The following is a 16,726-nucleotide window of genomic DNA, read 5'->3' as shown; positions in this document are numbered from 1 at the left end:
GCACCCCCATCGAGTACGAACTACTCTCCGCACAAGACACCCCCCCCGCCGCCAGTTAGCCACCGCAGCTGGAACCCAAACCGTGGGGCAGGTCAAGATGTCACCCGATCGTGCGGCAGACCCGTCCGCCCAAGTGAACAGTTCGCAGGTCAAGACGAGCACTTGTCCAACCTCGCTCCTAAAGCGGGTGTCGCGCGGCAACATTTGGTGGCGGTACAGCAGCGAAGTACAGCAACCGACCAGGGCCGTCGGCGTCCCTCACCCCCCGTTCGGCAGCCTGTATGGCCGCTGATGGCCGATCTCTGTAGAGCTACGGATCAGAAGGCCGATCGTCAGGAACGAGGGTGCAGCGCCGGTGAAACGAGTGCGCGGTCGCGCTTGAGTCCGAACGGCCCCTTCCTCGCATCGTGGAGGGTTCGCGGGGCTCGCGCGCCTGGCGTCTGCCGGGCGGCCGAGCCCCGCGACGTTCGGCTGCGTCACGGCTGATGTCCCGTACCTCGAAGTGGCGGCGTTTCCAGCATGGTTGCCCTCCCTGTCGAATGCCCCTGGAGGTCTGGACTGTCAGCCCCGCATCGTCAACGATCATCTCCGGGCATCGCCGAGGGCCCGACAGGATGATCAAGCCGCTGAGACGGCAGGAACGAGGGCGTTGTTGTTTTCGATACCCGAGCGCGGTTGGTGGCTGATCGCAGCGGTGGCGACGGCCTTCTTCATGATCGCCGTACCGGCGTTGGCCACTGGGATGAGGTACCAGGCCGATCCGCGACGCACACCGGAACAGCAGAGTAGACAGCGGAAGTGGTTGTTCTACCTCGGCGGTCCCGTGCTCTTCACCGCCGTCCTTGGATCGAGCCTGCTCCGGTCCGGTCCGGCATCTCCGATCCTGTTCATGTACAGCACCGCAATCACCTCTGTCCCCATCGCCATCGCTCCGGTCCGCAGCCGTCTGATCAAGCATTCCATCGCCCAACAGGACAACCCCGGCGTCAAGATGAAGCTTGACCGGCTCACGGCGGTCTGGATCTACGGCTTCCTGTCCGTGGTGATACTGATCGTCGTGGCCGCGGTGATGGCAGCGACCTACGGCAAGCGGAACTAGGAGTCGCCGCACCCCGCCAGAGGCCGCATTCAATACCAGCGCCACTGAGGCGACTGGCGGCCTGACCAGCTCGTTCCCCCCTGGCTTCACGCCCCCTGGGCCGTCGTGGAGTGGTCATGGCGAGTGAGCGAGCCGTTGCCGAATCGAATGCGCTCGGAGCTGGGGGGAGGTGAGCTCCAGAGCCCGGTTGTCCTGTCCGGCAGCCATGTGGTCGAGCCATCGTTCGTACCAGGCGAGAAAGTCCGGGGCTGAGGAGACGTTCGGGCCCCAGAAGCCGTCTGCGTTGCCGATGAGCATGCGCCCGGTGAGAGGGCCGGTTATGCCGATGAGGACGAGATCGCTGCAGCCGCGTTCGATGGCGTGCAGGAACAGGTCACCACGGCGGGTGGGGCGATAGGCCCGGCTGAATCCTCTTGAGCCCGCGCTGGCGTCTCTGAGGTCCATCGTGAAGAGCGTGCAGTCCTCCAACGGGATCAGTCCGTAGTACGGAGACGCACCGCTGCCGCCCATGTTGATGAGGAAGTCTCGATAGGGCTGCGGGAGTTCCACGTCGTGCTCGGCCTGAAAGGCCTCTGCCTGCCCCTTGGTGAGGCGGGGGCCGAGACGAAATTCGTGCCGCTCCTCCCCAAAGGAGTGGCTCCGGTTGGGCAGGTAGGGGATGCGTGCCAGCTTGCGTCGCAACCGCGGGATGCGGGAGTCCATGCGAGCTCTTCTCTCGTGTCGCCCGCAATCTATCGCAGCAGGTCAACGGGGCGGCAGGTCTCGACGTCGACGAGAACGATGTTGTAGTGGCAGCCCTTGCGGGTCGCGTACTCGTCAACGCCGACCACACGCGGGGCGGGCACTTCCGGCTCGGGGACAGCATCGACCAGGCACAGGACGGTGCTCCGGATGACGCAGACCCCGAGCACGGAGCTCAGGCGGGCGCCGGCACGGCCCGCCGGGGCGAGACCGACCGCAGCCGACGTCGCGCGCAGCCACTCGGTCCGCTGACCGTGCCGACGGGTCAGGCCGGGTATCCGCCTTGCTCTTCCTGGGCGTAGAGCCGCTATCGCGACCTCTAGCGCTAGCGGCTCTCCGTGCCCTGCTCAAGGCGGCGTTACGGCCGGCCGTGGCGCGTTACTCCTCGTCGACGGTCTGCAGCTCGACGGGCCGGTCGGCCACGTCCATCGTCTGCGGCGTGGCCAGCAGCTTGTTCAGTCCAAGGGTCAACTGCACGGAGAACACGCTCAGCAGGACGGCCAGAACTATTCGGACCAGGCTGTAGCCGGCATCGATGTTCGCCGCGGTCTCGTAGTCGTCGGGCGTCTGGAGGCTGGAGTTGGTCACGAACGAGACGTAGAGCGCGGCGAAAACCGACAGGAACCACGCGCCGTAGGCCCAGACGACTCCGCTGCCGCCTGGCAGGGCTCTGATCCATCCCAGCCCGATGTCGGTGCGTGACATGGCGTTCGCATGGCCGACGCGCGCCCACCGCTGGTAGGCATACAGAACTGCCATGAAGGCTACGAAGCGCAACACGCCCGTGGTGCTGATCGTCTGGAGCGCGCTGTGCAAAGCCTGCCGGTCGTAGCCGTTGTCGGCGGCGATCAAGGCCCATTGGTGAGCCCGCGTGCGCTCGGCGGAGAACCGTACGACCTCGTTGACGATGGCTACCGCGGCTGCGGCCAGCACCGTAAGCAGTGGGCCCGACAGCGAGACCCGACCGGGACTCACTTTGGACTGGACCAGCAACGCCGCCTTGTCGTTGCGCCCGCGGCGCTGAGGCGGCTTCGACGCGTCGCTCTCCTGCTGACAGACCGGACACAGTCCTTTGATCCCGTCAAAAGCAACTTCACGCTGTCGACACTTCCGGCACGTCAGTAGCATCCCGCGCCCCCTCTTTGCATGATCGCGGTTGGATTGAGCGCCGCATCCTATTAGGTCTGCCGGAGAGGCGTCGATGCCTTCTTGATCTTCCCTTCGTGGCGGCCCGACGGCCCGACACGGTACGGCCCGACCCCGATGGCGACGGGTCGAGCCCTGGAACCTGTACGGAACCTCCGAGGCCAACCACCAACCATGACAACCAACAACCGCCCGACCGCAGGTCGGTTGAGGCGAGTATCCCGGTGACCAGCCCCAAAAACCGGGCGGTCGAAACCCAGGGCAGGAGGAAGTGCAGACCGGGAGCAGTTTCTGACGTCGAAGGAAGTGACCTTCCTGTACGACCAGTCCACGAAGAGTCCTCCAAAGACACGTAGATGCGGGCTGGTGCACCGTCGCGTGGCGCCACCGGCCCGCCCGAATTGAGCTGGTTGGCATTGCCGGTTGCATCGAACGGCTCGGGGAGGACCGGAACGACTTCAACCTGGAGTTCGGCCCGACGAACGTCGAACTCTGGGCCTTCGCCATCACGTTGGGGGAACGCCGAGGTAAGCCCAGAAGCCGCAGTAGTTGATTTGAAGCCCTGGGCGTCCGGATCCACCTCTGCCGGCGGACCGCAGGGTCACGCTCGGCGACGTACTGGGCGACGGCGTCGACGCCGGGCCGGGCGTACCTCGCCAGGGACCGGACGGAGGCATGGCGGGAGCGGTCCGACAACATCGGCGTTGAGGTGCCGCCCTCCGCATCGTGCGTCAACGCACTGTGGGAGATCGCCATCCACATCGGATCGCGGCCGCCAAAGCCCGCAGCAACGCGGAACGGCCGGCGCGGGGCGATCGCATGAGCGCCGTCGCCCGTATGGCCGTGCTGCACCTGCGTACCGTCGCGCCGTACCGGACCCAGGGCCTGCTGGTGTTCGGCCTGCTGGTCCTGGTGCTCGCCCGCAACCCTGATCATGTCGTACCGGCGCTCGCGGTGCTGCTCGCGCCGTTGATCGCCGTGCACCCGTTCGTGGTCGCCGACAAGGCGGGCCTGGAGACGCTGTACGCCGTCCTGCCCCTGCCTCGCCGCACGGTGCTCCTCGGGCACTACGCCTGGGCGCTGGCGAGCTTTGTCGCCAGCGTCACCGCAGGCACGGCGCCGGCCGTTATCCTCGCGCGGGCCGAGGGCGTACCGTTCGGCGGTCGCACCCTGGAGACGATGCTGACACTGGCCTGGGCGCTGTTCGCCGTCAACATCGCGATCCAGTTCCCGCTGCTGATCCGGGTCGGGTACGCCCGCATCAGCGTCCTGGGCACCACCATGCCACTGGCGCTGGTCATGCTGGCCGTCTACCGGCTGCACCTGACCATCGCGTCGATCCAGGCCTGGCTGCCGCTTGTCTGGGTGGCCGGCGCAGCCGCCATACTGACGTCCGCGGTCCTGGCGGCGCATGCGCCAAGGCCGCACGCACAGCCCGACCGTGCGTACGGTGGCGGAGACAGCGGGGTCCTTCGCCATTCAGGCGGCCTGGCCGAAGCCGACGACAGTCAGGTCCTGCTCGCGCAGCGGGGTGAAGTCGACGTCGAGCTTGGGGTCGTACGCCTCCGGCTCGACGGCGAGCTCGTACGTGCTGTACTCGCCGAACCGCTTGAAGTGCGACCAGGTCGGGCTCTGCGCGGACTTCTTCAGCCGGTTGTAATGCGTGGTGCCGTCTGCGTCACGTTCCTCCAGCAGCCGCAGCAGCCCCGCCCGCTCCACCGCGCTCATCCGGTCGTGGATGCCCGCGCGGATCGACGCGTTCACCTCTTTGCGGACCGTCGAGGCCATCGCGTTGAGCGTGGAGAACACGGGCAGCCCCCGCCCGGCCGCCACCACCTTCTCCGACGCGATGTTGATCAGGTCCGCCGGGCGGTTCTTCGCCACGGCCTCCTTCCGGATCGATCCCTCCGCGATCCGGCGGGCCTCGGCCTGGTCGTACGTTGCCCCCACTCGGCGGCGCACCTCCGTACGCTGCCGCTCCCCCGTCCGGCCCGTCGCCCACAACGGCACGGTTCCCTCCGACAGCTCCACCGCGCGGCGGACGAAGTCGACCACCACCCCCGGGTGCTCGTCCGACTTCAGGAAGCGGCCCATCCGCGGTCCGTCCACGGCGTCCCGGTCCGGTACTTGAAAGCGATCGCGTCGACCACTTGCCGGTGATCACGCCACCGCCCACCCCGCCGAGACGTCCGGTCCGGCAACAACGGATCGAGGCGCGCCCACTGGGCGTCAGTCAACGACACACACGATCAACGTTCAGATGATCCGAAGGCTACTGCTCAACTGCCTTGGCGCTGCTGACGCTCTCGAAGCCGTCGCACATGCCTGGCGTACTGCCCAGCCCGCGACCTCTGAGCGCGATCAACCGAAAGTACTTGGGGGTCTGCTGCTCGCTCGTACAACTCGACTTCGAAGGAGTCTGCGTCCACCTCGACAAGCCGTGCCAACGCGTCCCGATCCTGCTCAGCTGTCGGACGCGCGCGAACCTCGTCCCTCCACACCTGACCGCTCGCTTCGGCTTCGTCCACCCCGTCAATATATGTGCCGGCAGCAGCGTCCGGAGCCCTCTGAACCAAGATCCAGAAGACGCGCCCTGGGCTGGGGTGGCCTCTTCGGCTTTCGCGATGGCCCTAGCGTCCGCAACTCACCAAGAACTCCTAACGCAATGCCCCATACTGCCGAGTGCTGACGCACGTGCATGGTGACAAGAGTCGATGCGAGAGTGGGGAGTGGACGTGGCCGAGGACCGCACTGAGGATCTCATCCGTCTGGCCGACGGGGAGAGCAGCCTTGAGGTTCGGGTTCTCGGCCGGACGATGCCCGGGGTGTTGACCATGCACGACTACCTCGATGCGGAGATCGTCGTCACAAGCGGGTTCGCCCAAGGACGTCTCGATGTGTGTCTGGCTCCGGACGACTTGGACAGCTGGTCACAGGTCCTGGGAGAGCTCGCAGCCGGGCGGAATGCCGTCTGGATGGATGACGGGCGCAACCCTGAGATCCGCTTCGAGATGGCCGGTCAGGAAGGGGTTGCCGTGTTCGTGGTGGAGGACGCGGCTGCATCGAGGACCTCCGTCCGTGTCCCGGTGCGCCTGGCTGGCGGATGGGCCGATGAGCACCACGAACGGCTGCAGCGTGTCCGTGCTGCCTGGCCCCAGGAGGTTGTGAAGACCTCTCCCGGCACCTACGAGTGGCGGCGCTGAGCCGTTGAGAGCCGGCGCCAGCAGATGAGTGCGCATCCGAGGGTAAGGAATGCTTCGTGGATGTCGTCGCGGATCTCCCAGCGGATGCGCAGGCGGCGGAGCCAGTACAGGTGGGCGAAGGCGCTTTCCACGACACAGCGTTGAGTGCCCAGACCAGAGCCGTGCTCGGTGCCGCGACGGGCGATCATCGGCTTCACGCCGAGTTCCCGGACTGGACGGCGGTACTTGTCGTGGTCGTAGCCGCGGCCGCCCGGCACCACATCGGGGCGGCGCCGGGGCCTGCCGCGCTTGCCGCGAACAGGCGGCACGGCTTGGAGGAGCGGGATCAGCTGGGTGACGTCGTTACGGTTGCCGCCAGTCAGGGTGGCGGCGAGCGGGATACCGGTGGCGTCGGCGATCAGGTGGTGTTTGCTGCCCGTCCTGCCCCGGTCGACAGGGCTTCGTCCCGTCTTGGGGCCCCTTTTAACGCCCGGATGTGGGAACCGTCGACGGCTGTCCGGGAGAAGTCCAGGGCGTCCGTGCTGCGAAATTTCGCGAGGAGGACCTCGTGCAGCCGGGGCCACACCCCGGCCCCGGTCCACTCGGCCAGGCGGCGCCAGCAGGTCATACCTGAGCCGAAGCCGATTTCCTGCGGCAGATGTTCCCAAGCGATCCCGGTATGCAGGACGAACAGGATGCCCTGGAAAACCAGCCGGTCCGGATGCCGCTTGCGTCCCGGATGCCGGGTCCGCCGCTCGACCTTGGGCAGCAGCGACGAGGGCGGGGCCGAAGGGCGCACGGCGAGAGAAGAACCCGCGGCGGCGGATCGTGGACGCGATCTTCTACGTGGTGCGGACCGGATGTGCCTGGCGGCAGCTACCGAAGGACTTTCCGCCCTGGCCGACGGTGTAATGGTATTTCACCTGGTGGCACGACGACGGCACTGTCGAGCAGGTCCACGACGCCCTGCGAGACCAAGTGCGCGGTGCCGTCGGGCGCGACACCGGGCCGAGCGCCGGATTGATCGATTCACAGTCGGTTCGGTCTGCCGGCACGGTGACCGCGACGACCGGAGGGTTCAATGCGGGGAAGAAGGTGAAGGGCCGCAAGCGGTTCATCGTCACGGACACCCTCGGCTTGCTTCTGGCGGTCCACGTGGTCGCAGCGAACATCCAGGACCTCGACGGTGCGAAGCGTTCGTTGCTCTGGACCCGCCCAGACCACCCGGGCGTGCGGAAGATCTGGGCAACCAAGGCTTCACCGGATGCCTCGTGGAGTAGACCAATACCGTCCTCGACCGCGAGCTAGAGATCGTGCCAAGGCCCCGGGCCAGCGCGGTTTCCAGGTCCGGCCGAAGCGGTGAGCCGTTGAGCGCACACTCTCGCGGATCACCTCCCACCGGCGCCTGGCCCGCGACTACGAGGCCAGCCCGGCCCGGTCCGAGACCATGATCCGCTGGGCAATGATCGACATCATGATCCGTCGACTCACTCGACGTGGGCCGGCCTCACGACCAGGCCCCGTCCCCTCTCGTCCGCGCCTGGCCTGTGGCTGCTTCCGTTGCGGTGTCTGGTTGGATGCGGACATGGGCAACGGTAGCCACGAGGAATCAGGTCTCTCCAAGAGCACCTGGAGCGACGCAGATTTCGAAGACATGGGGTGGCATGACGTCACCATCCACGGGTTGTCCGTTCAGCCGACCAACGACATCCTGCCGCGTCTTCTCCTCGACCTTGATTACATCGTCCGCTGGGTCCACCCGGTCCCGCCCGCGAAACACTTTTCGTTCTGGGTCTCTCCGGCGACACTCGTCTTCGACGATGTCTTCGACCTTGAAGGCGACCTCGACTTCAAGGGTTTGGCCCTGGACTTGGAGGTCGACAGGGTGCACCGGTTGGTGCCGGACGATGCCCGCCCGAACTTTGCACACTGTCCGCTCTAGCACATCGAAGGCCACGCGTTCGAGTTGAAGTTCCGGGCCTCCGGTTTCCGTCAGTACTTCCGGCAGACTCCGAGACTCGTATCCCGGCAGGCGTTGCCCTATGCCGAACGCGGGGGTTGCGCCTTCACCGAGCTGGGCTTCAGCTGACTTGTGACTTTCCGAGGCATCTGCCAACAGTGAGCACGGCAACCGCGTCGACACAACCTGGGCTGGCCAGATCTCAAACACGACCCTAGAGGTCGGTTCGTGAGTCTTTGGGAGGTTCTGTCGTCGCCTGATGGTGTGGGTGCGAGCGGAATCCGCTGGTCCACGGGCGGTGGTCTGTTGGGGTGGCGGGGGGGGAGTGAACGCAAGCCGTACCCGAGCGACTTATCGGATGGCCAGTGGTCGTTGATCGAGCCGGTGATCACGGCGTGGAAGGACCGGCACCGATCGGTCAGCAGCCACCAGGGCGCCTATGCGATGCGGGAGATCATGAACGCGATCCTCTATCAGGGCCGGACCGGCTGCCAGTGGGCCCACCTCCCCAACGACCTGCCGCCGAAGAGCGCGACGTACTACTACTTTGCCGCGTGGCGGGACGACGGGACCGACCAGGTCATCCATGAACTGCTGCGCTGCCAGGTCCGTGAGAGGGCCCGCCGATTAGAGGACCGAGGACCCGACCCTGGTGGTGCTGGACACGCAGAGTGTCCACGTAGCTGCCGGGGTCCCCGCCTCCACGACCGGCCTGGACCCGGGGAAACGGGTGCCGGGCCGCAAGCGGGGCCTGGCCGTGGACGTACTGGGCCTCGTCATCGCCGTCACCGTCCTCTCCGCGAACACCCACGACAACGCCGCGGGCATCGCCCTGCTCGACCAGGTCGCCGAACACACCAGTGGCACCGTCGAGAAAGCCCTCGTCGACCAGGGCTTCAAGGACCAGGTCGCCGCCCACGGCACCCTCCTGGGCATCGACGTCGAGACCGTCCAACGCAACCCGGAGGACAAGGGGTTCGTCCCACAGCCGAAGCGGTGGAGAGTCGAGCAGACCTACGGGATCCTGATACTGCACCGGCGCCTGGTCCGCGACTACGAACACCACCCAGCCTCCTCCGCCTCCCGCGTCTACTGGGCGATGGCCCAGGTAATGGCCCGTCGGCTCACCGGCGCCAACACGCCCACCTGGCGCGCCCCGCAGCCGGTGACCGCGTGAACGTCCAGCCCCTGCTCGACGCACTCCACATCCAGGAGGACGCCACCCGGGCCCTGGCCGACGACCTCCGCACACAGGTCACCGAACTGCAGGGACGGCTACGGGAAGCCGAGACCCACCTCGAACACCTCGCGATTACCCGCAAGACCGTCACTGCCCTCGCGGACCGGCTCCCAGCCAGCCCAGTCTCACCCGGCCTGCCCGAACACCCGGACTACCCCCGCATCCTCGCCGTCTTCAACGAGGCCACTGACCCCTCCGAGCCCGAGACGTCTGCGAAGTCCTCGACCACGAACTCCTGCCGAAGAACATCGAAGGCACCCGCGCCAAGCTGAAACGCCTCGTCAAACTCGATGTCCTCACCGAAGTCGACGCCGGCGGCTTCGCCAGGAAGTAGTAAGCGACCAGCAATCCTGCCGCGGCCTCACCTCGATGTGACTAGCTGCTTGAGTTGAAGGGATTTGCCGGCTCCGCGATCTCCAGGACCACAGCGGGTAGCGCGGCCTCCAGGACTTGCCTGCGTGGCAGGGAAAGGCCGAAGTATCGTTCGATGATCTCCAGTACGGTGCGGTGCACTTCCCGGCGAGGCATGTTGGCGTCTGGCAGGCCGGCAGCAGCCAGCATCTCCTCGACGCGTGCCGCCACCTCGCGATCACCGTTCACGCCGTCGTATCCCCATGAACGGTCCAGGTGGAGATTGAAGGCACACATAAGACGATCATCATGGAGATAGGAGAACTGAGGCGGTACCGGCTTGCCGTTCTCCTCTTCGAATTCCAGCTGGAAGACGTGTGCACCACCCCGAGAAACAGGCGACTGCGGGCCGAACTCCGCCTGCCAGCCACCGTACTTGACCACGAAGACCCATTCGCCGATCTCTCCATAACGCAGACCTATCGCGGGGTAAGGGTCCCAGGGGCCGTCCTCCACGACATCGATCAGGTCCTTGCTGGTGAGGTGGGCCAGACTACGCGCCGTGCGCGTCGGCCCGAACACTGTCGCGGTCAGCCGAGACACCAGCTCTTCGGCATCCAACTCTCGAGCGAGCACCACGCTGTAGCCACCGAAGGCGATCGACTGAGGAGCGGCAAGCCATGTAATTCCGTCGGTCATAGCGATCATCGTGACGCACCTCTGCCGGGCGTGTCACGAGGCCCCACAGCCGCAATCCTCCAGCCAAGCCATTGCCCCCGACGCGTTCACTCGCCAACTGAAGTGATTCGCCATATCCGAAACGGACATGAGATCACGAACCGCCCCCTTAAAGAGGGTCTTGTCCTGGCGAAGGTGTCTGTTTCGAGGATGGGTGGGCGGCTGCCGCGGGGTGATCGTGGCTGCTGATGATGGTGTGGCGGACGTGGCCGACGACGGTGATTGCGGGTCCGTTTCGGCGCATTCGCTCCTGTCCGATCCCAAGGCACCCCTGCTCACGCCCGTTTGCGCCCTGTGGCGGAGCGGCAGTGAGCCGTACTGACGAAACATGTACCAACGACCGCGGCCGTATCCCAGTGACCTGTCCGATGCCCGATGGAAACTACTCGAGCCCATTCTGTCGGCTTGGAGGGCCGAGCGGAGAGGGAAAGGCCTCGACATCGGGCGGCCGCCCGAACATGATCTGCGTCGGATCATGGACGCGGTCCTCTACGTCGATCGCACAGGGATCCCGTGGCGGTACCTACCGCACGACTTCGCGCCGGGGGAAACCGCGTATGGATACTTCGCGGCCTGACGGAAGGACGGAGTGTTCGACCAGCTCAACGGACTGCTCCGTAGGCTGGTTCGAGAAGCCGAAGGCCGGAATGCCGAGCCGAGTGCGTGCGTGCTGGACGCGCAGAGCGTCAAGACATCAGCGAACGTCCCGGCCGCTGGTCAGGGCATCGACGCGGGCAAGAAGATCGCGGGTCGCAAGCGCCACATCGGTGTCGACACGCTCGGTCTTCTGCTGGCAGTCTGGGTCACCGCGGCGAGCGTGTCCGACAACGTTGGCGGCATCAGCCTGCTCTCGAAGATCGCCAAGGTCCATCCGCGCGTGACGAAAGCCTGGGCCGACACTGGTTACCGCACCAAGGCCATCGACCACGGCGCCACCCTCGGCATCGACGTCGAGACCGCCCGCCGGGACCCTGACCAAAAGGGGTTCAAGGTCATCTCCCGACGTTGGGCCGTCGAGCGGACCTTCGGACGGCTCATGAACCACCGGCGGCTCGCCCACGACTACGAAACCCATCCACACCGTTCCGAAGCCATGATCCGTATCGCGATGATCGACCTCACGAGCCGCAGGCTCACCCGAGAATCCACCCCGAACTGGCGTCATACCTAGCTCCAGGGGCTTCAGTGAAGCGGGTGGGACCGCTGATGCGGATCAGGCGGGGCGAAGCTCAGCCCGTTCTCGTCGAGAGCATTGAGAACGGTCACCCGACTCGTCTCGAAGACGAAACTGACGTCGACGTTTCCCTGAGTCAGACCCTTGCCTGTCCACTCGAGCAGTTCGACCCCTTTGAGAGACAGGCCCCGCAGAGCGTGCAGTTCGGGAAGAGGGTCGGAACGCCACTGCAGGTCGAAGTCTGGCCACCGGACCGGGGCGTTGGGGTCGATCGTGTTCCATGTGAGGGAAAGATCGTCGAACTTATGATGATTGATCTCGACCTGCTCACCCTCGAAGTCGAACAAGACCGGGCAGTCACAGAACCACTCGTCGTCCTGGCGATCCCAGACCATCCAGACTCTCGTCAGAGTCCGGCCGGCAAGACCACGCAGGCGCTGCGCATGCTCCCGCACGACGTCACTGCGGCGGTTCAGCCACAGCGGCTGGTAACCCGCGATGCCAAAATCGAACATTACGTCATCTTGTCAGAGCTTCCTCACGTCAACTCGATGCAGCCCGAGCGGCAGCCGACCGGCCACTCCTCAAACACCCCTAGCGGGACAAAGCTCTCTTTCAGAGTTCCAGCGGTGCGCCGGGCGGCGGCGCCGGCTGTCCCGGGGCGGGGGCCCACGAGGACACGGGCCAGGTAGGTGGCAGGGCAGTCCAGTCAGTGCCGCGATGCGCCAACCACCACTGGCCAATGATGTGGAACTTCTCCTCGAAGCCGCGGTCCCGTTGAAGGAATCCGGTGACCGGTGCCCGGAGTCGGGTGCGGCGACCGTCGGCCTCGTACAGCACCACGACCCGGCCTCCCATGACCTGCTCGACGCGGACGCTCTGCACGGACGCCCACGGAACGGTACGGCGGCGGAAGTCGTGCACCCGGGCGGCCGACGGGGTCAGCGTGACCCCGAAGGGTGAAGCCACCAACACCACCAACACGATCCACATGGCAAGGGTCCATGCGTCGAACGCCGGCCGGCCGACACCGGTGACCGTCCCCAGGACGGGGCCGAACCACAGGCACACGGTCATAAGGAGCACGGGCGGCACACACTGCCAGATGCCGGGCCGGAAGCGGATCGTCTCCGGGGCCGAGGCTCCGCTCACCTGGGATTCCGTCATGTCCGTCCCGCCTCCCCCGACCGTACGCGGCCGGTCCGTGCATGCTTGCCCGCGCAGCATGACAGACGATCGAGGCATGGCCAGAGGCACCCTGGCATCCACCAGCCTGGCCGGGCTGAGGCCCTTGCAACGCCCGCCAAACCTGCAGCAGACCCCAGCCGCATGCCTCGCATCCGGTTTCCGGGGCCCGCCCGAATGACTCGCTGACCGCTGACGCGCCGGCCATCAGCAATGGTGACCGCAAGCGGGGGCGCCAACGCCTGCGACCCCTGTCGCCAGCGTTAGAGGCTCATCCACGGCAGGCCGGCGGGCGCCGGTGACGAGCGGCCTCACCTGGGCGTATACGATCCCCGGCCATGAAGCGTTCGATGATCGCGCTGGTCAGCGCGGGAGCAATCACACTCGCTCTGGGCGGCTATGCCGTCGGGGCGACGCCGGACGACGGCGCGTCCGAGCAATCGACCAGGTGCGAACAGACGAAGCAGGACTTCGAGGTGCGGGCCGGCCAGTTCCGGAAGCAGCAGCAACGGATCGCCCAAGGGAACGACACCACCAGACAGTACGAGATCGCCACAGCTCGGCTGAAGATCCTCAGCCTGATCGTGGGACAGAATCCGACCTGCTTCGACGCCGGGACCCGCGCGACAGCGGCGTATCTCCAGCAACACCCATCCATGAGCCAGGATGACGTGGCCGCGTGTGAACTCACCGGTATCCCGTCGAAAGACTGCCTGATCTCGTCTGACGACTGAAGCAAACGTGCGGCTCTCCGGCGAGTTTCGGCATAACGCCGCACCCCGCCAGAGGTCGCATTCAATACCAGCGACGACGCGGCCGGCGGGTCTGGTGCAGGTTCTGCTGCACCTGCTCGCCGAGCACCGTGACAGTGGCCGTCGCCGGCTATCGCAACCGGCACGCCGTCTCCCGCAAGAAGTCCGACCGCCAGGATGCCGTCGTCCTGGCGAACATCCTGCGCACGGACACCGAGTCCTCGATCCGCTCGCCATCGGGCTCCTCGTCGACTGGCTTCGCCGACGACAGCGGACCTGGCCGGCCTCCGCCAACCCCACCTGCTGGTCGTCAGCCAGACCGCCCTGGACATCGCGAAACCCTCGTCAGCAACGGGCTGTTGCAGTACACCTTCGAGGAAACCGCGATTCCCGCACGGCCCCTCTGGCAGGACCGCATGAGCCACGAGGCCCAACTCATCGGCACCCCAGGGCACTTGACGCGGATGTTCGGCATCGCGGCCGGGACGGCGATGAGGTATACGCAAGCAGCCCCCCAGGAAGGAGGGGCCGAAGCTCCCCGCGGGGATCCCAGTCACAGCGTTCTGGCGCAGTCCACCTGGTCACCCAGCACACCGGGCCGCCGCCGGAACTCAAATCTCCATCGCACCGCTAACCGCTGTACCGCTTCTGCAACCGCTCTAGTAATGCTCTCCGCGGCGCGTTTGCACGTTGACCCCGATGCCAGGCACCCACAAGTTCGCCGTGGTCACCGGCGCTGATGTCCCACGCGGTCACTTCGTCGGGGCACATGGTGCCGCGGGACCGGGGATCGGCAATGGCCACGCGCACGAGGGCGGCGGCCGCCGTCGGATCCTCTCCTCCTCGGGCTGCATGGCGCACCACCATCGGTGCTCGTCGACGTCCTGCCGGCCACGAGCGCGTATCTCCGCCGCACACTCGGGCGTCTGCTCCCGGTCCCGGTCCTCGATGGCGAGGTGGAACACGGCGCCGGTGTCCGACGAATGCAGGAAACGGTCATAGTGCGTCCCCAGTCCCGCGCGGCCCAGAGCTTGAAGCCCGCCCAGTCCCCCGGGGCCTGCGCGGGCATGTGCTCCGCCCAGGAGGCGAGCATCCCAGCCAACTGCTCCTCGGCTGACGCCCAGTCGTTCGCCGCCGAGTGTCCGTTGAAAGTCCAGCCGTGGTCATGGCCGGGTCCCTGGCTGACCGTCCCCGTGGTGTGAGTCATGACGACCGTCCTGGCAACAGTCGCTGACATCGCCGTCGGCAATCACGCATGGCCACCAGTGGACTGGACTTCACGAAGAATTGGCGACTGTCGAACAGGCGAACTCGCCGGTGTCAGAGCCGAGCAAAGCATCACCCTCGCCGCCAGCACAGCCGGGCAGGCCGGGCAGGCCGGGCAGGCCGGGCAGGCCGGGCAGGCCGGGCAGGCCGGGCAGGCCGGGCAGGCCGGGCACAAGGCTCACCGCGCCTCCGTCGCTCGTCTCACGGTCACTGAGCGGCCGTGAGGCGAGCGGCGGAGACCTGCGCGAGGCCCGCGATGGGCTCACGCTCCGATCACTCGGCGTCGTCCTCGCGGCGCCGGAAGGCGAACAAGGACAGGTCGCCGAGCTGACCGCGGTCCGGTTCGAACACCATGAACAGTGCGTGCGAACCGGCCACGGGCGCCGTCTCGGCCTCGATGGTGCACCATCCGGCGCCGACCGCGCTCTCCGGGACTGCGACGGACGCGATGCGCGTGCCGGTGTGCGGTGCGTCGACGTACACCTGGATCCGGCCGGTGCTGCGCGCGTCGATCTCGACCAGAAGGGTGTGCGGGACCTGGTCGGGGCCGAAGTCGAGGTACTTGAAGCCGATCGTGCCGCCGCGGTGGGTGTTGCCGACGACCTGGAGGGTGTGCCGCCCCGACTCGTCCTCGGTACCGCGCGGGTCCTCGCGGAGCACGATCGACGGGCGCCGGGAACGGCCCGGCAGGCCGCGCGGTCCCACCAGGTGGCAGGCGATGGAGGCCGGCCAGGCCCGGAACGCGTCGAGGTCGGAGGCGTCCAGGCCCCGGGAGGTGTACTCGGCGTGCTCGAATCCGCCGTGCGGCGCGCGTGTGAGGGGTGTGGCGCAGGCCTGCCGTCCGTCCGCGGTGTGGCGGTGATAGACCTGGTACCAGGTGCCGCCGGCCTCGAACATCCCGCCGTGGGTGTTCCCCCTGCGGTCCGTCGGCTCCGGCGGAGTGTTCTTCCACGCGTTGCCGAGCGAGACGAGCGGACCCACCGGCTCGAACGGGCCGAGCGGATGGTCGGCGACCGCGTGATACATGCCGCAGAAGCTGTTGCCGCCGACGGCCCAGTAGGACAGCCAGAACCGGCCGTCGATCTCCCGAATGGACGGGCCGTTCATGAATGCCGTCCTACGGCGTCGGCCCGAGGCCAGAGCGAGTGCGGGCCCGATCGCGCTCGCGCGGAAGATCGGCGTCACGTACTCGCCCGTCGTCTCGTTGCGTACGACGGTGCGCTTGTCGGCCGGGTCCAGCTCGACCACCGAGCAGTTGCCGAGACCGAAGTAGAGGAACAGCCGCCCGTCGTGGTGCAGCAGGGCGGGGTCGTAGGGGAATTCCTTCGACATCCGGCCGCGGTGGAACAGTCCGGTGCCCTTGCCGAAGGCCAGGTCTCCGTCGTCGATGCCGTCCTGGTCGTCGCGCCACCCGGCCGGCTTGTCCGCCTCCGGGTGACGGACCCGCCCCACGTATGCGAACGGCCCCGTCGGCGACGCCGCCTTCGCGACGCCGAACCCGGACGTGGACATCCCGACGCCGTAGTACAGGTAGTAGGCGTCGTCGATGCGGATGACGTCCGGGGCGAACAGACCCGACACCATTCCGTTCGGGTCCCGCTTGTCCGCGACGCTGCGCACATACGGGTCCTGGAGCCTGCGGTAGATGACGCCGTCATAGCGCCAGTGCGCGAGGTCGTCGAGCGCCGCCGACCAGCAGACGTAGTCCCCCGCGCACATGCGCGTCGAGGAGCCCGCCACGTCGTGGGAACCGTAGAGGTAGACACGGTCGCCGAACACGCGCGGCTCCCCGTCCGGGATGAACTCGTTGCCGGGCAGGAACGGGTTGACGGACCGCTCCCCCGTGCCCAGGGGAATGTCTGCGATCGTGGTGCTCACGGGTGCGGGCCTTT

Annotated in this window: 18 protein-coding genes and 4 pseudogenes; 11 read left to right on the top strand and 11 right to left on the bottom strand. The window is 66.9% G+C overall.

Going from position 1 to position 16,726, the window contains the following annotated elements; all coding sequences use genetic code 11:
- The first annotated feature begins 694 nt into the window (after nucleotides 1–694).
- On the top strand, nucleotides 695–1,099 hold the full coding sequence (locus ACH4S8_RS35410; protein WP_398401551.1) for a hypothetical protein: 405 nt from the start codon (nucleotides 695–697) through the stop codon (nucleotides 1,097–1,099).
- Between the two features lie 114 nt (nucleotides 1,100–1,213).
- On the opposite strand, the gene ACH4S8_RS35405 is transcribed toward ACH4S8_RS35410, so the two are convergent.
- The 3 genes from ACH4S8_RS35405 to ACH4S8_RS35395 form a co-directional block, all read right to left on the bottom strand.
- Nucleotides 1,214–1,801, bottom strand: a complete 588-nt coding sequence (locus tag ACH4S8_RS35405) for an SMI1/KNR4 family protein (RefSeq protein WP_398401549.1) — start codon at nucleotides 1,799–1,801, stop codon at nucleotides 1,214–1,216.
- 29 nt (nucleotides 1,802–1,830) lie between these two features.
- A complete protein-coding gene (locus tag ACH4S8_RS35400; RefSeq protein WP_398401547.1) occupies nucleotides 1,831–2,010 on the bottom strand; it encodes a hypothetical protein in 180 nt (59 codons plus the stop codon).
- A 208-nt stretch (nucleotides 2,011–2,218) separates the two neighbouring features.
- Nucleotides 2,219–2,968: a hypothetical protein gene (locus ACH4S8_RS35395; protein WP_398401545.1), complete on the bottom strand. Its 750-nt coding sequence runs from the start codon at nucleotides 2,966–2,968 to the stop codon at nucleotides 2,219–2,221.
- Nucleotides 2,969–3,805: 837 nt separating this feature from the next.
- Between ACH4S8_RS35395 and ACH4S8_RS35390 the strand changes: the two are divergent.
- Nucleotides 3,806–4,318, top strand: a pseudogene (locus ACH4S8_RS35390) (ABC-2 transporter permease); the annotation flags it as partial.
- A gap of 147 nt (nucleotides 4,319–4,465) precedes the next feature.
- Here the strand turns inward: ACH4S8_RS35390 and ACH4S8_RS35385 are convergent.
- Together ACH4S8_RS35385 and ACH4S8_RS35380 are read right to left on the bottom strand one after the other, a co-directional pair.
- Nucleotides 4,466–5,080 (bottom strand): DUF4158 domain-containing protein, encoded by a 615-nt coding sequence (locus tag ACH4S8_RS35385; RefSeq protein ID WP_398401543.1) that lies wholly within the window; start codon nucleotides 5,078–5,080, stop codon nucleotides 4,466–4,468.
- The gene (locus ACH4S8_RS35380) at nucleotides 5,065–5,229 is read right to left on the bottom strand and encodes a transposase (protein WP_398401541.1); all 165 of its coding nucleotides are present in this window, start codon (nucleotides 5,227–5,229) and stop codon (nucleotides 5,065–5,067) included. The genes ACH4S8_RS35385 and ACH4S8_RS35380 overlap by 16 nt, the downstream gene beginning before the upstream one ends.
- A 492-nt stretch (nucleotides 5,230–5,721) precedes the next feature.
- On the opposite strand from ACH4S8_RS35380, the gene ACH4S8_RS35375 reads away from it, so the two are divergent.
- On the top strand, nucleotides 5,722–6,189 hold the full coding sequence (locus ACH4S8_RS35375) for a DUF5959 family protein (RefSeq protein ID WP_398401539.1): 468 nt from the start codon (nucleotides 5,722–5,724) through the stop codon (nucleotides 6,187–6,189).
- Here the strand turns inward: ACH4S8_RS35375 and ACH4S8_RS35370 are convergent.
- A protein-coding gene (locus ACH4S8_RS35370) for an IS5 family transposase (protein ID WP_398401537.1) occupies nucleotides 6,171–6,967 on the bottom strand; the annotation gives its coding sequence in 2 pieces (ribosomal slippage) (nucleotides 6,171–6,652 and nucleotides 6,652–6,967; 798 coding nt in all). The genes ACH4S8_RS35375 and ACH4S8_RS35370 overlap by 19 nt on opposite strands.
- A gap of 29 nt (nucleotides 6,968–6,996) precedes the next feature.
- On the opposite strand from ACH4S8_RS35370, the gene ACH4S8_RS35365 reads away from it, so the two are divergent.
- The 5 genes and pseudogenes from ACH4S8_RS35365 (at nucleotide 6,997) to ACH4S8_RS35345 (ending at nucleotide 9,640) form a co-directional block, all read left to right on the top strand.
- Entirely contained in the window at nucleotides 6,997–7,080 is an 84-nt protein-coding gene (locus ACH4S8_RS35365) for a transposase (RefSeq protein WP_398401571.1), read from the top strand.
- Nucleotides 7,081–7,146: 66 nt separating this feature from the next.
- Nucleotides 7,147–7,476 carry a transposase gene (locus tag ACH4S8_RS35360; protein WP_398401535.1) on the top strand — a complete coding sequence of 110 codons (330 nt, stop codon included), beginning with the start codon at nucleotides 7,147–7,149 and terminating at the stop codon, nucleotides 7,474–7,476.
- Between the two features lie 277 nt (nucleotides 7,477–7,753).
- A complete protein-coding gene (locus ACH4S8_RS35355) occupies nucleotides 7,754–8,110 on the top strand; it encodes a hypothetical protein (protein ID WP_398401533.1) in 357 nt (118 codons plus the stop codon).
- A 324-nt stretch (nucleotides 8,111–8,434) separates the two neighbouring features.
- Nucleotides 8,435–9,305: pseudogene (locus ACH4S8_RS35350) on the top strand (IS5 family transposase).
- Nucleotides 9,302–9,640, top strand: coding sequence for a hypothetical protein (locus tag ACH4S8_RS35345; RefSeq protein WP_398401531.1), 339 nt, complete (start codon nucleotides 9,302–9,304; stop codon nucleotides 9,638–9,640). Before ACH4S8_RS35350 ends, ACH4S8_RS35345 begins: the two are co-directional and overlap by 4 nt.
- 103 nt (nucleotides 9,641–9,743) lie before the next feature.
- Here ACH4S8_RS35345 and ACH4S8_RS35340 read toward each other — a convergent pair whose 3' ends face one another.
- Nucleotides 9,744–10,427 carry a hypothetical protein gene (locus tag ACH4S8_RS35340; protein WP_398401529.1) on the bottom strand — a complete coding sequence of 228 codons (684 nt, stop codon included), beginning with the start codon at nucleotides 10,425–10,427 and terminating at the stop codon, nucleotides 9,744–9,746.
- A gap of 358 nt (nucleotides 10,428–10,785) precedes the next feature.
- Between ACH4S8_RS35340 and ACH4S8_RS35335 the strand changes: the two are divergent.
- Nucleotides 10,786–11,628: pseudogene (locus ACH4S8_RS35335) on the top strand (IS5 family transposase).
- Nucleotides 11,629–11,639: 11 nt separating this feature from the next.
- On the opposite strand, the gene ACH4S8_RS35330 reads toward ACH4S8_RS35335, so the two are convergent.
- Both ACH4S8_RS35330 and ACH4S8_RS35325 read right to left on the bottom strand, forming a co-directional pair.
- Complete coding sequence (locus ACH4S8_RS35330) at nucleotides 11,640–12,146, bottom strand: hypothetical protein (RefSeq protein ID WP_398401527.1); 507 nt, start codon at nucleotides 12,144–12,146, stop codon at nucleotides 11,640–11,642.
- Between the two features lie 100 nt (nucleotides 12,147–12,246).
- The gene (locus ACH4S8_RS35325; RefSeq protein ID WP_398401525.1) at nucleotides 12,247–12,798 is read right to left on the bottom strand and encodes a hypothetical protein; all 552 of its coding nucleotides are present in this window, start codon (nucleotides 12,796–12,798) and stop codon (nucleotides 12,247–12,249) included.
- A 356-nt stretch (nucleotides 12,799–13,154) separates the two neighbouring features.
- On the opposite strand from ACH4S8_RS35325, the gene ACH4S8_RS35320 reads away from it, so the two are divergent.
- Together ACH4S8_RS35320 and ACH4S8_RS35315 are read left to right on the top strand one after the other, a co-directional pair.
- A complete protein-coding gene (locus tag ACH4S8_RS35320) occupies nucleotides 13,155–13,550 on the top strand; it encodes a hypothetical protein (RefSeq protein WP_398401523.1) in 396 nt (131 codons plus the stop codon).
- A gap of 134 nt (nucleotides 13,551–13,684) precedes the next feature.
- Nucleotides 13,685–13,813: pseudogene (locus ACH4S8_RS35315) on the top strand (IS110 family transposase); the annotation flags it as partial.
- A 1,032-nt stretch (nucleotides 13,814–14,845) separates the two neighbouring features.
- Here ACH4S8_RS35315 and ACH4S8_RS35310 read toward each other — a convergent pair.
- Nucleotides 14,846–15,016, bottom strand: coding sequence for a hypothetical protein (locus ACH4S8_RS35310; RefSeq protein ID WP_398401521.1), 171 nt, complete (start codon nucleotides 15,014–15,016; stop codon nucleotides 14,846–14,848).
- A 91-nt stretch (nucleotides 15,017–15,107) separates the two neighbouring features.
- Complete coding sequence (locus tag ACH4S8_RS35305) at nucleotides 15,108–16,712, bottom strand: family 43 glycosylhydrolase (RefSeq protein WP_398401519.1); 1,605 nt, start codon at nucleotides 16,710–16,712, stop codon at nucleotides 15,108–15,110.
- Nucleotides 16,713–16,726: the final 14 nt, after the last annotated feature.

The organism is Streptomyces sp. NPDC021080 (assembly GCF_044333225.1).
GTDB lineage: Bacteria > Actinomycetota > Actinomycetes > Streptomycetales > Streptomycetaceae > Streptomyces.
The sequence above is the reverse complement of the archived record's forward strand: the minus strand, read 5'-3'. Positions and strand labels throughout refer to the sequence as shown.